At 67.7% G+C, this 12,650-nt stretch carries 13 protein-coding genes; 10 read left to right on the forward strand and 3 right to left on the reverse strand.

All coding sequences use genetic code 11. The features are described from left to right. Position 1 precedes the first annotated feature (1 nt). On the forward strand, positions 2–847 hold the full coding sequence (locus ASG17_RS03765; RefSeq protein WP_056099397.1) for a TerC family protein: 846 nt from the start codon (positions 2–4) through the stop codon (positions 845–847). Positions 848–854: 7 nt separating this feature from the next. Then, positions 855–1,628 carry a glutaminyl-peptide cyclotransferase gene (locus ASG17_RS03770; protein WP_056099398.1) on the forward strand — a complete coding sequence of 258 codons (774 nt, stop codon included), beginning with the start codon at positions 855–857 and terminating at the stop codon, positions 1,626–1,628. Here the strand turns inward: ASG17_RS03770 and ASG17_RS03775 are convergent. Then, positions 1,625–2,422 carry a hypothetical protein gene (locus tag ASG17_RS03775; RefSeq protein WP_056099401.1) on the reverse strand — a complete coding sequence of 266 codons (798 nt, stop codon included), beginning with the start codon at positions 2,420–2,422 and terminating at the stop codon, positions 1,625–1,627. The genes ASG17_RS03770 and ASG17_RS03775 overlap by 4 nt on opposite strands. Positions 2,423–2,580: 158 nt before the next feature. Here ASG17_RS03775 and obgE point away from each other — a divergent pair, with 158 nt between their 5' ends. Together obgE and ASG17_RS03785 are read left to right on the forward strand one after the other, a co-directional pair. After that, entirely contained in the window at positions 2,581–3,627 is a 1,047-nt protein-coding gene (obgE, locus tag ASG17_RS03780) for a GTPase ObgE (protein WP_056099403.1), read from the forward strand. Positions 3,628–3,763: 136 nt separating this feature from the next. Then, a complete protein-coding gene (locus tag ASG17_RS03785; protein ID WP_056099406.1) occupies positions 3,764–4,696 on the forward strand; it encodes a hypothetical protein in 933 nt (310 codons plus the stop codon). An 11-nt stretch (positions 4,697–4,707) separates the two neighbouring features. Here ASG17_RS03785 and ASG17_RS03790 read toward each other — a convergent pair whose 3' ends face one another. Next, positions 4,708–5,871: an aminotransferase class V-fold PLP-dependent enzyme gene (locus tag ASG17_RS03790; RefSeq protein WP_082496099.1), complete on the reverse strand. Its 1,164-nt coding sequence runs from the start codon at positions 5,869–5,871 to the stop codon at positions 4,708–4,710. 56 nt (positions 5,872–5,927) lie between these two features. Further along, positions 5,928–8,816: a preprotein translocase subunit SecA gene (gene secA, locus ASG17_RS03795; RefSeq protein ID WP_056099412.1), complete on the reverse strand. Its 2,889-nt coding sequence runs from the start codon at positions 8,814–8,816 to the stop codon at positions 5,928–5,930. Between the two features lie 281 nt (positions 8,817–9,097). Between secA and ASG17_RS03800 the strand changes: the two genes are divergently transcribed. From ASG17_RS03800 to ASG17_RS03825, 6 genes are read left to right on the forward strand one after another with little or no spacing between them, the layout of a single operon-like run. Next, the gene (locus ASG17_RS03800) at positions 9,098–10,036 is read left to right on the forward strand and encodes a peptidylprolyl isomerase (protein ID WP_156367720.1); all 939 of its coding nucleotides are present in this window, start codon (positions 9,098–9,100) and stop codon (positions 10,034–10,036) included. Then, a complete protein-coding gene (gene argJ, locus ASG17_RS03805) occupies positions 10,033–11,442 on the forward strand; it encodes a bifunctional glutamate N-acetyltransferase/amino-acid acetyltransferase ArgJ (RefSeq protein WP_056099418.1) in 1,410 nt (469 codons plus the stop codon). Before ASG17_RS03800 ends, argJ begins: the two co-directional genes overlap by 4 nt. Before the next feature lie 21 nt (positions 11,443–11,463). Further along, on the forward strand, positions 11,464–11,700 hold the full coding sequence (locus ASG17_RS03810; RefSeq protein WP_056099420.1) for a hypothetical protein: 237 nt from the start codon (positions 11,464–11,466) through the stop codon (positions 11,698–11,700). Continuing rightward, positions 11,697–11,933: a type II toxin-antitoxin system RelE/ParE family toxin gene (locus tag ASG17_RS03815; RefSeq protein WP_056099422.1), complete on the forward strand. Its 237-nt coding sequence runs from the start codon at positions 11,697–11,699 to the stop codon at positions 11,931–11,933. Before ASG17_RS03810 ends, ASG17_RS03815 begins: the two co-directional genes overlap by 4 nt. A 35-nt stretch (positions 11,934–11,968) precedes the next feature. Further along, entirely contained in the window at positions 11,969–12,373 is a 405-nt protein-coding gene (locus ASG17_RS03820) for a (deoxy)nucleoside triphosphate pyrophosphohydrolase (protein ID WP_056099425.1), read from the forward strand. Between the two features lie 19 nt (positions 12,374–12,392). Continuing rightward, on the forward strand, positions 12,393–12,572 hold the full coding sequence (locus ASG17_RS03825) for a Flp family type IVb pilin (RefSeq protein WP_056099427.1): 180 nt from the start codon (positions 12,393–12,395) through the stop codon (positions 12,570–12,572). Positions 12,573–12,650: the final 78 nt, after the last annotated feature.

Genomic DNA, 12,650 nt, shown 5'->3' on the forward strand with positions numbered 1-12,650 from the left:
CATGTTCGACTTCACGCCACTCTTCACCGATCCGACTGCCTGGGCCGCGCTCATCACCCTGGTGGTGATGGAAGTGGTGCTGGGGATCGACAATCTGATCTTCATCTCGATCCTGTCGAACAAGCTGCCGCCCGAGCATCGCCAGCGCACGCGTCGCATCGGCATCGGCCTGGCCCTGATCATGCGCCTGGGCCTGCTGGCCACCATCGGCTGGATCGTCGGCCTGACGGCGCCGGTGTTCGACCTGGGCATCCAGGGCGCGGTCAACAGCCACGGCGAACCGGCGTTCGACACGGCCTTCAGCTGGCGTGACCTGATCCTGATCGCGGGCGGCCTGTTCCTGATCTGGAAGGCGACCAAGGAAATCCACCACGCCACCGATCACACGCCGTCCCACGCCCTGATGGACAAGGACAAGAAGGACGTCGTGATCAACAACGTCGGCTCGGCCATCTTCCAGATCATCCTGCTGGACCTGGTCTTCTCGATCGACTCGATCCTGACCGCCGTCGGCATGACCGATCACGTGGTCATCATGATGATCGCCGTCGTCATCGCGGTGCTGGTGATGCTGCTGGCCTCCGACCCGCTGGCCAACTTCATCGACAAGAACCCGACCGTGGTCATGCTGGCCCTGGGATTCCTGCTGATGATCGGCGCGGTGCTGATCGCAGACGGCTTCGGCGTCCATGTGCCCAAGGGCTACATCTACGCCGCCATGGCCTTCTCGGCCCTGGTCGAAGGCCTGAACATGCTGTCGCGCGGCGCCTCGACCCGGAAACAGGCGGCCGAAGCGGCGCATCTGGCCGAACTGAACAAGCGCGAGACGGCAGAGCCGGGGGTCTGATCCTTCGATGAGTGCGTCGGCCGTTCGCTGCATCGCGGCCCTTCTGGCGACGCTGGCCCTGTCCGGGCCGGCGTTCGCCGAGGTCCCGGTCCAGGGCTACCAGATGGTCAAAACCTATCCGCACGACCCTGCGGCCTTCACCGAAGGGCTGTTCTACCGTGACGGCGACCTGTTCGAGAGCACGGGCGGCTATCCGTCCGACATTCGCCGCGTCCGCCTGAACGACGGTCATGTGCTGTCGAAGCGCGAGATCGCCAGCATCTATTTCGGCGAAGGCATGATCGACTGGGGCGACCGGGTCATCAGCCTGACCTGGAAGAACGGGATCGGCTTCTTCTGGTCGCTGGACGGGTTCGAGCCGCAAGGCGCCTTCACCTACCCGGGCGAGGGCTGGGGCATCACCCGCGACGACCGCCGCCTGATCATGAGCGACGGCACCGATCAGCTGCGCTTCCTCGACCCCGCGACCATGGCCGAGATCGGCCGCGTCTCCGTCACCGCCGACGGCCGGCCGGTCGATCGGATCAACGAACTGGAATGGATCGACGGCGAGGTCTGGGCCAATATCTGGCAGACCGACCGCATCGCCCGCATCGACCCTGAAACGGGGCAGGTGAAGGCCTGGATCGACCTGACCGGCCTCTATCCCCTGACACCCGAGATGGACCCGGTCGACGACGTGCTGAACGGCATCGCCTGGGACCGCCAGGCCGACCGCATCTTCGTCACCGGCAAGCGGTGGTCCAGCCTGTTCGAGATCCGCGTGACCGCTCAGCGCTAAATCTGGATGGAAATCCCGGCGCCCAGGTCCATCAGTCCGGCCATCGGCGACGCTATGTCGCCCAGCGCTTTCTGAACCTGATCCAGCGCGTCGTCGGCCGCCTTCTGGTCGGGCGACGACGTTTCGCCATCTTCGCGCTTCGCCCTGTGCGCCGCCTGGCGCAGGATGGCCTTCAGCTCGCTGACCAGCGACTTCGCATCGGCGGCGAACGTGGCGTCCGCCTGTTTGTCGGCGTTTTTGCGGGCCTGTTCCGCCCCCTGTTGCTGCTGACGTTCGATCACCTGCCGGTACGGATCGGAGCCTTTAGCGCTCTCGTCATCGGCGGCGTCCGCCTCAACGGCCGTTCTGGCTTCGGGCGAGGCTGCTGCGTTCGTAGCGGGAGCAGCGACCTCGGGGCTCGGCTCGGCGGCGGTCGCGTCGGCGGCGGCAGGCGGGGCGGCGGGGGTCGACTGCATCCCCATGCCGGCGGCTGATCCGCCAGCGGCGGCATAGGCCTTCACCGCCGCGCCCAGTTCGCGCGCCAGCTGGGCCGCCATCTTGGCGACCGCGTCGGGGTCGCCCGCCATGGTCATTCTCAGCGCGCGGATGCGGGCCTTCAACGCCTCGACCTTCTTGCGGGCGGCGGCCTTCTTGTCTTCGTTGACGGACGCGGATTGCGTCTTCAGCGACTGAAGTGCGCTTAGCGCGTCCTTCGCGCGGTCGTCCTGGCGCCGACGTGCAGCCTCGACCGACGTCGCCGAGGGCGACATCATCCCGATCACCGCGCCTGTCATGACGGATGAAGCCGCGGTCATGACAAGGCGCCGATCATGCGCGGCACCATCCACTGCTTTGCTTGATGACCCGTGAATAGGGCGCCCGCCTGTAATTTGCCGCTCTCCTGCGCTATAGCCCCGGCGCTCAAGCAGCGAGCGACCGCGTCGCGCGCGACAGCGCCCCAGAAAAATCCGCGATGAAGTTCCTCGACCAGGCCAAAATCTACATTCGCTCCGGCAACGGCGGGGCCGGCTCGGTATCGTTCCGGCGCGAGAAGTTCATACCGAACGGCGGGCCGGACGGCGGTGACGGCGGCAAGGGCGGGGACGTCTGGATCGAGGCGGTCGAGGGGCTGAACACCCTGATCGACTACCGCTACCAGCAGCATTTCAAGGCCCAGACCGGCAACCACGGCCAGGGCCGCCAGATGCACGGCGCCAAGGGCGAGGACGTGGTCCTGCGCGTGCCCGTCGGCACCCAGGTGCTGGACGAGGACAAGGAAACCGTCCTGCTGGACATGGACACCATGGGCATGACCGAACTGCTGCTGAAGGGCGGCAACGGCGGCTGGGGTAATGTCCGCTTCAAGGGCCCGTCCAACCAGGCGCCGACCCATGCCAATCCCGGCCAGGAGGGCCAGGAGCGCTGGATCTGGCTGCGGCTGAAGTTGATCGCCGACGTCGGGCTGGCGGGCCTGCCCAATGCAGGCAAGTCGACCTTCCTGTCGGCCGTCTCGGCCGCGCGGCCAAAAATCGCGGACTACCCCTTCACCACCCTGGCGCCCAACCTGGGCATGGTTGACCTGTCGACGACCGAGCGGTTCGTCATCGCCGACATTCCCGGCCTGATCGAGGGCGCGTCCGAGGGCGCGGGTCTGGGCACCCGCTTCCTGGGCCACGTCGAGCGGTCCGGCTGCCTGATCCACCTGATCGACGGCACCCAGGATGACGTCGTCGGCGCCTGGCGCACCATCCGGCACGAACTGGAGGCTTACGGTGAGGGTCTGGGCGAAAAGGCCGAGGTGCTGGCGCTGAACAAGATCGACGCCCTGAGCGAAGAAGAGCGTCAGGAGAAGGCAGACGCGCTGGAGGCCGCCGCCGGTCGCCGGCCGTTGCTGGTGTCCGGCGTCTCGGGCGAGGGCACGCGGCCGTTGCTGCGCGCCGCCTGGGGCGAAGTGCTGCGGACACGCGGGCTGGGCGATCCGAGCGCTCCGGCGGCTCAGATCCAGGGATGGACGCCCTAGGGGCCAACAGGCTGACGGCTCGGACGCCGGGTCCCCCGCAGCTTCATGGTCGGATTTCCGCCGATGTGTCGCCCGGACAACGCTTTTCAATGCTAGGCGTTAACGACGGGAACGGTGAAGCTGGAGCCAGAGCCTGATGCGTCGCTTTCTAGTCTGGTCGGCCCTCGCGGCCCTGGTGGGGTTGATCCTCGCCGGGGGTGGTTACTGGGCCTACTGGAACTTCTACGCCCGGTTCCAGCCGGTGACGATCACCCGCAACCAGGCCGAAATCCAGCGCTTGCTGGACGAGGCTTCGTGGGTGTCGGACGGCGGAGGAGGGCAGCCGCTCTATGTCGTCGGCTATCGCGACAGCGCCTCGACCATGCGCTACGACCGCGAGGAGACGCCCAAGCTGCGAGCTGGGGGCGTCGAGACGCGCGTCATCCTGTTCGCCCGTGACGACCGCGAAGGCCAAGCCCAGTCCACCCCCGCCGAGCGCGCCACGATCGCCGAGCTGTGGCTGACGCGGGACTGGACGCTCTACCAACGCTGGACCGCCACCCCGGCCCGCAACTGGACGGCCGCGGGGATTCCGCAGGCCGACGGCAACCTGGCCCGCCGCGCCGTGGTCGACGCCAGCCGGCAGTTCAACAACCGCCTGAACGAACTGCTCAGTGGAGCGGGCATCCAGCCGCGCTATCCGATCATCCTGTGGCGCGATCGCGAAGGCTTCCTGAAGGCTTGCGCCTGTTCGGACAGCCGGTCGTGGACCTTCATCCGCGACGACCTCGGCGCGCCGGACCGGATCGACCCCGTGACGGCGCAGGACGCGCCCGTGCCCCCCGCGGTCACGCCCGGCGACGGCAGCCCCGAGACGTTGCCCTATCCTAACCTGCCTCCGATCCCCGGCCAGACGCCGCCGATGCAGCCGGGCCAGACGCAGCCCGTTCCGGCGCTGCCCGGCCAGGTCCAGCCCGGTTCGCCGGCCCAGCCCGGTCAAGCCACGCCGCGGCCGTCTCGACCGACCCAGCCGTCGGCGCCCCCGTCCGCTCCGGCCCCGCAGAAGTCGGACGACACGACCTTCTTCTAGGTCGGGATCCTTCAGGCGGGCAGGGCGCGGCGGCAGGCGTCGACCAGCCGGTCGACGTCCGCCGTGTCCTGATAGAGGCCGAAGCCGAAGCGGATGACGTCGTCCCGCACATCGGTCACGATCTCGGCCGCCAGCAGGGCCGCACGCCAGCGCTGGGCGTCCGGGTGTCGCAGGGCGAGGAAGCGCGCGCGCGGCGCGTCGCCTTCGACAGAATTGAGCACCTCTGCGCCGGCTAGTTCGCCTGCTTCAGGCAAGGCCGACTGGAGCCGCGCCGCCAGGCCGCGCGCATGGTCGGCGACGGCGGCCGTGTTCAACCCGGCCTCGTCCAGCATCCGTCGCACCGCGTTCAGACGGTAGAGGGCGGTGAAATCCATCGTGGCGCCCCAGAACCGGCCGCCGTCGGTGCGATAGCCGACACCGCCCGGCGGACCAGCCAGGTCGCCGAACTCGGCGAACCAGCCTGTCACGACCGGTCGCTCGCAGAACCCCGGCGGCGCGTGAAGGAAACACGCGCCTTCGCCCGCCATGGCGTATTTGTATCCGCCGGAAACGTAGAAGACGCGGTCCGCCACGGCCCTCAGATCGGTCGGGGTCGCCATGAAGCCGTGGTAGCCGTCGACCAGGACCCACGGCCCCTCGGGCCGCGCCAGCGCCGCGAGATCCTCGATCCGGTCGAACAGGCCGCCTGTGCGGAAGAAGACCTGACTGACAACGATCCAGTCGTATGCGCCCCCCCGCGCCGCCTCGACGAACCGCTCGGCGAAGGTGTCGAACGGCTCCAGCGGCACGCGGTGGACTTCGGCCTGGCCGGCTTCGACCCAGCGGTCGGCCTGACGCCGGAAGCTGTGGAACTCGCCGTCCGTCGACAGGATGCGCACCGGGCGCCGGCCGAAGCCGGAGTGGAGGCGGACCAGGAAGTCGTGCGTGTTGGGCGCGAAGACGACGCTGTCGGGGTCGGGCAGGTTCAGTTCGGCCGCGACATGACGCTGCGCCTCGGGCAGAACCTCGCCGAAAACCAAATCCCATTTGCGATCCGCGTGCCGGTTCGCTTCGTCCCACGCCCGGCCCTGCGCCTCGTAGCTGGCGTCAGGCCACAGGTGATGGCTGTGCGCCGCGAAATGCAGTCGCCCGGGCGCCAGGCCCAGGGCGCGCGAGAAGAGGGGCTTGTAGGTCATAGCCCGATGTCTAGCACGCAGCGCGCCCTCTCCCAGAGGAAGAGGGCGGCCCAGCCTTAGACCAGCGCGCCGTGGCAGTGCTTGAACTTGCGGCCCGAACCGCAGGGGCAGTTGGCGTTGCGGCCGGTGTTCTGCCAGCCGGCGGGCAGCATCTCGACCGGAAGGCGGCTGCGGGCGTCACCCTCCAGCGCCTGTTCGGGCAGCTGGGCGCCGGGGTTGGCCATCTCGTTCTCGCCGGTGCCCGGGTTCAGGTGAATCTCCTGGAACTCGGGCAGTTCGGGCGGGGCCTCGAAGCGGAACTCCACCGTCATCAGCCAGCGCGTCACATCGTGGCGCAGTTCGTAGAGCAGGGTCTCGAACAGGCTGAAGGCCTCGGTCTTGTACTCGTTCAGCGGGTCGCGCTGGCCGTATCCGCGTAGACCGATGACGCCGCGCAGGTGGTCCAGGTGGACCAGATGCTCGCGCCACTTCATGTCGATCATCTGCAGCATGAACTGCTTCTCGAGGCCGCGCGTACGCTCCTCGCCCAGCACGCCCAGGCGCTCGGAGGCGCGGGCGTCGGCCGCTTCGACCAGACGCTCCTCGATCTCTTCGTTGGACACGCCTTCCTCGGCGGCCCAGTCGGCCAGGGGCAGCTCCAGGCCCAGCTCGCCACGGACCTTCTCGTCCAGACCGGCGATGTCCCACTGCTCGGCATAGGCCTTGGGCGGCATGTAACGCTCGACCAGGTCCGAGATCACATCACGGCGGAACTCGGCGACCAGTTCGGACAGGTCCGTCGCGTCCATGAACTCCTGGCGCTGCTCGAACACGGCCTTGCGCTGGTCGTTCACGACGTCGTCGTACTTCAGCAGGTTCTTGCGGATGTCGTAGTTGCGGGTCTCGACGCGCTTCTGGGCGGTCTCGATGGCGCGGTTCAGCCAGGGGTGGGTGATCGCCTCGCCCTCGGCCACGCCGAAGGAGCGCATGATCGAGTCCAGACGCTCGCCGGCGAAGATCCGCAGCAGGTCGTCCTCGCAGGACAGGTAGAATTTCGACGTGCCGGGATCGCCCTGACGGCCGGTGCGGCCGCGCAGCTGGTTGTCGATCCGGCGGCTTTCGTGACGCTCGGTGCCCAGCACGAACAGACCGCCGGCGGCCAGCGCCTTTTCCTTCTGGACGGCGATGTCGGCCTTCAGGCGCGCCTCTTCGGCCGCTTCCATCTCAGGCGTGACGGCGACCGCCAGGTTGCGCTGGTCGAGCCGCCATTTGGCGACGCGCATTTCCAGGTTGCCGCCCAGCTGGATGTCGGTGCCGCGGCCGGCCATGTTTGTGGCGATGGTCACCGCCCCCGGCAGGCCCGCGTCGGCGACGATGTAGGCTTCCAGCTCATGCTGGCGGGCGTTCAGGACGCTGTGCGGAATGCCGCGACCCTTGACCGTCTCGATGTCGAAGGCGTCGGGCTTCAGGGCGTTGAACTGTTTGCGCGCGGCGAAGCGGGTCTTTTCGTCGTCCGAACGCATGGCGTCGCCGATGGCCCGGTGCTCGGGCTTCAGCGTCCGCTTCTCGACCTCGTAGGCGTAGGTGTTCAGCAGTTCCGACAGCTGCTCCGACTTCTCGATCGAGACGGTGCCGACCAGGATCGGCTGGCCGTTGACGTGGCAGTCGGCGATCTGGTGCGCGATGGCCTGATTCTTCTCGGCGAAGGTCCGATAGACCTCGTCGTCGTAGTCGATGCGCTGGATCGGGCGGTTGGTCGGAACCTCCAGCACGTCCATCTTGTAGATGTCGTTGAACTCCTGCGCCTCGGTGGCGGCCGTGCCGGTCATGCCCGACAGCTTTTCGTAGAGGCGGAAGTAATTCTGGATGGTGACCGAGGCCAGGGTCTGGTTCTCGGGCTGGACCTTGACGTCTTCCTTGGCCTCGATGGCCTGGTGCAGGCCTTCGGACAGGCGCCGGCCGGTCATCATGCGACCCGTGAACTCATCGATCAGGACGACCTCGCCGCCCTTGATGATGTAGTCCTTGTCGCGCTGGTACAGGGTGTTGGCCCGCAGCGCCTGGTTCACGTGGTGCACCAGCGATACGTTGGCCGCGTCGTAAAGGTCGGTCGTGTCGGCGGCGAAGTAGCCGCCCTTTTCGAGCATCTGCTCGATCTTCTCGGACCCTTCCTCGCTCAGCAGCGCCTGCTTCTGCTTTTCGTCGAGGTCGTAGGTGGCCTTGTCGACGATCAGCTGTTTCACCAGGCCGTCGACGATCTTGTAGAGTTCGGACCGATCTTCGGTCGGGCCGGAAATGATCAGCGGGGTGCGCGCCTCGTCGACCAGGATGGAGTCGACCTCGTCGACGATGGCGAAGTTGTGGGGGCGCTGCACCATCTCGGACCGGTCGTAGACCAGGTTGTCGCGCAGATAGTCGAAGCCGAATTCGTTGTTGGTGCCGTAGGTGATGTCGGCGGTGTAGGCCGCCTGGCGCTGGCCCTGGCTCAGGCCGTTCACGATCACGCCGACGTCCAGACCCAGGAAGCGATAGACGCGGCCCATCCATTCGGCGTCGCGCTTGGCCAGATAGTCGTTGACCGTGATGACGTGCACGCCCTTGCCGGTCAGGGCGTTCAGATAGGCCGGGGCGATGGCGACCAGGGTCTTGCCCTCGCCGGTGCGCATCTCGGCGATGCCGCCTTCGTGCAGGATCATGCCGCCGGTCAGCTGCACGTCGTACTGGCGCTGGCCCAGGACGCGCTTGGACGCCTCGCGGGCGACGGCGAACGCCTCGTTGACCAGCTTGTCCAGCTTCTCGCCCGCCGCCAGGCGGTCGCGGAAGGCCTGGGTCATCATCCGCAGCTCATCGTCGCTCAGCGCCGCGAACTTGGGCTCCAGAGCGTTGATGGCCTGAACTTGGCCCATGAAGTCCTTGACCTTGCGGTCATTGGAGGACCCGAAGATTTTCCTGGCGAAGCCGAGCATGGGGAAGTTTACCGGTGGACGTGCGCGAGCAGCGAGGATGCGGGCTCTGGGCAGGCGAAGGGACAGGTCCCGAAAGGGCGGCGATCAAACGCCGTTGAGAGGTCCGAACCGAGGGCGGCCCGACGCCCGAAAGACGGAGCAAGAGGGCCGCGCGAACGATCGAAAACCCCTCGACTTGGGCGCAGGCGGGACTTAAGCACCGACCCTATCCCTGTCAACGCAAGGGGCTTTCACAGCCCCGCGCGCCGGGGCTTTCCGGGCCGCTTATGGAGCGACGCCGCATGACGCCAAACAGCCGCATCGCCTCGATTTTGATGGCCAGCCTTCTGGTCTTGACCGCCTGCGGACGCGGTGGCGGCGACGAGCGTGCGCCCGAACCGAACGATCGTGCGGTGGCCAAGGTGCAGGACCAGACGATCTGGGCCTCCGACGTCAAGCGCGAGGCGGTGGCGCAGGGGCTGATCGGCGAAGGCGAGCCGCTGGATGTCACCTCCGACCTGTTCCGCCGCGTCCTGGACGAGGTGATCGACCAGAAGCTGCTGGCGCGCGAGGCCGAGCGGCGGGGCCTGGACAACTCCCCCCTGGCCGAGCGCCGGCTGCAGGCGACGCGCGAACGCATCCTGGGCGACATGCTGGTGGAGACCGTGGTGAACGGCGCCATTTCGGACCAGGCGGTGCAGACGCTGTATCAAGAGCAGCTGCGCCTGGCCCGCACGTCGGAAGAGATCCGCGTGCGCCTGATCCTGTCGCGCACCAAGCCCGAGGCCGACGCCGTCATCGGCATCCTGGGTCAGGGCGCCAGCTTCGAGGCCGTCGCCATGGAGCGGTCGGTGGATGAGGCGACGCGCTTCTCGGGCGGCGACCTGGGCTATTCGACGCTGGACGTCATGCCCCAGGCCTACGCCAACGCCCTGCGCGACCGTCCTGCCGGCTCTACGGTCGGCCCGTTCCAGACCGAAGGCGGCTGGGCCGTCCTGCGCGTCGAGGATCGCCGCAAGGAAAGCCCGCCCACGCTGGAGCAGGCCCGCCCCCAGATCGTGCGCTATCTGACCTATGAAGGCGTGCGGCGATTGCTGGAGCAACTGCGCGGCAAGGCCAAGGTCGATGTCATGCTGTCGGCCGACGGCGCGGCCCCGGCGCAGGAGCCCGCCTCGGCGCCCGCCGCCGCCCCGCCGTCGCAGGTCGCTCAGCCCGCCCCCGCCGGAACGCCCGCCCAATGACGCGCACGCCCAATCGTGTGACCCGCGCCGGCCAGAAGATCGAATCCGCCATCGAAAAGGCGCTCGATCCGCTCGCCACCGCCATCAAGGGCGCGACGCAAGCCAAGCCGAAGGCGGACGCGCCCCCCCCGCCGCCCGCCGCCGGCAAGCCGGGCTTGGCGATCTCGCCGCTGGCGGTCCCACTGCCGAAGTTCAAGCCGATCGGCGGCGTCGACATCGCGACGGCCCAGGCCGGCTTCTACAAGCACGAACGCGACGACCTTGTGGTGTTCCGCTTCGCGCGCGGCACGACCTGCGCCGGGGTCCTGACCAAGCACAAGGTGGGCTCGGCGCCGGTCGACTGGTGCCGCCGGCATCTGGACGCGGCCGATGGCGGCGGCGACGTGCGGGCTCTGGTGGTCAACGCGGGCTGCGCCAACGCCTTCACCGGCAAGCCGGGCGCCGATGCGGCCCGGCGCACCGCCTCTGAGGTCGCCAAGCGGATCGGCTGTCGCCAGCGCGACGTCATGCTGGCCTCCACCGGCGTCATCGGCGTGGTGCTGGACGACAAGAAGATCGCCGCCCGGCTGAACGCCGTCGAGGCCGCGCTGGACGGCGACACGCCCCCGGCCGAGCAGTGGATCGCCGCCGCGCGCGGCATCATGACGACCGACACCTTCCCCAAGGGGGCGGTCGCTGAATGCGAGATCGACGGCGCCAAGGTGCGCATCGCCGGCATCGCCAAGGGCTCGGGCATGATCGCGCCGGACATGGCGACCATGCTGGCCTTCATCGTCACCGACGCCGCCATTTCTCCGCCGGTGCTGAAAGCGCTGCTGGGGCTGCACGTCCGCACCACCTTCAACTCGGTGACGGTGGACGGCGACACCTCGACCAACGACACCTGCCTGATGTTCGCCACCGGCGCCTCGGCCGCGCCGAGGATCACGCGCGTCGGCGACCGGCGGCTGAAGGACTTCTCGGCCGCGCTGGATAAGGTGATGCTGAACCTGGCGCACCAGCTGGTTCGCGACGGCGAGGGCGCGACCAAGTTCGTGCGGATCACGGTCGACGGCGCCGCCAGCCCGGCCTCGGCCCGCAAGCTGGCCAAGTCGATCGCCGACAGCCCCCTGGTCAAGACCGCCATCGCCGGCGAGGACGCCAACTGGGGCCGTGTCGTCATGGCGGTCGGCAAGACCGAGGAACCGGTCGACCGAGACCGTCTGGCCATCAAGTTCGGTCCCAATCAGGCCGCCATCGACGGCGCCCCGGCCCCGAACTACTCCGAGGCCAAGATGAGCGCATACATGAAGCGCCCCGAGATCGAGATCACCGTCGACGTCGGCTCAGGCCGCGCCTCGGCGACCGTCTGGACCTGCGATCTGACCAAGGGCTACATCGAGATCAACGGCGACTATCGCAGCTGATTTCGTGGTAAGTTGCGGGGCATGAGCGCCAAGCCTAAGCCTGAAGTCGACCCATATGCCGATGAGACGAGCCCTTTCGTCGGCAAGGCGCTGTGGGATGACCTGGACAGCGACAATCCCTCTCCCGAAGCCATCGCCTGGGCGCGGCGTCAGCATGAGAAGGCGCTGGCCGACCCCCGGCCGCCGCTGACGTCTGAGCAGCTTGGTCTCAACCTGCTCGCGCGTCATGAGGCGCGCCTGAAGCGGGACCAGGCTTGAGCCGCCGGCTCGTATTTCTGCCCAGCGCCGAGTTCGATTTTGCGATGGCCTATGATGTCATCGCTCAGGACTCACCGCGAGCTGCGTTGCGGTTCGTCGAAGACATCCGCCGACGCTGTGAGGCTCTGACCGATTTTCCACGCATGGGACGTCCACTGGACGATGTGGTCTACCGCATCTTCTTCGACCGGCGCGCAACTGTCCTCTATGCCTTCGATGAAGAGACCGTCTAGGTCTCAGCATTGCGATATCTTGGCCAAGCCTTCTGATGACCATCCCAACCGTCCTCGTCGTCGCCGTCGCCCTGGTGGACGTGGATGGTCGCGTGTTGATCGCCAAACGGCCGGAGGGCAAGTCGCTGGCCGGACTGTGGGAGTTCCCCGGCGGCAAGGTGGAGTCGGGCGAGCGGCCGGAAGCGGCCCTGATCCGCGAGTTGAAGGAAGAGCTGGGCATCGATGTGAACGAGGCCTGCCTGGCGCCGTTCGTTTTTGCCAGCCACGCTTACGATTCGTTTCACCTGTTGATGCCACTATACCTGTGCCGGCGCTGGTCCGGCATGGTCGTGGCGAAAGAGCACGCGGCCCTGGCCTGGGTGAAGCCGAACGCACTGTCGGACTATCCCATGCCGCCCGCCGATGAACCGCTGGTCGCCTGGCTGCGCGACTTGCTCTGACGCCTGGGGGAGGGCGCCGATGCGAAGGCTGATCGCCCGTTTCGCCCGCGATGAAAGCGGCGCCACCGCCATCGAGTACGGCCTCATCCTGGCGCTGATGTTTCTGGTCATCCTGGGCGCGCTGACGGCCTTCGGCGGCACGTCCAGCGGCATCTTCAACACGGCGATGAATACCCTGCGGGCGGCGATGGGGGGCTAGTCAGCCGCCCCTCCCACGTCGTCATCCTCGGACTTGATCCGACGATCATGGTGTCTGGTGAGCGTTCAGAGACGGCTG

The sequence above is a fragment of the Brevundimonas sp. Leaf363 genome, from assembly GCF_001424025.1.
Lineage (GTDB): Bacteria > Pseudomonadota > Alphaproteobacteria > Caulobacterales > Caulobacteraceae > Brevundimonas.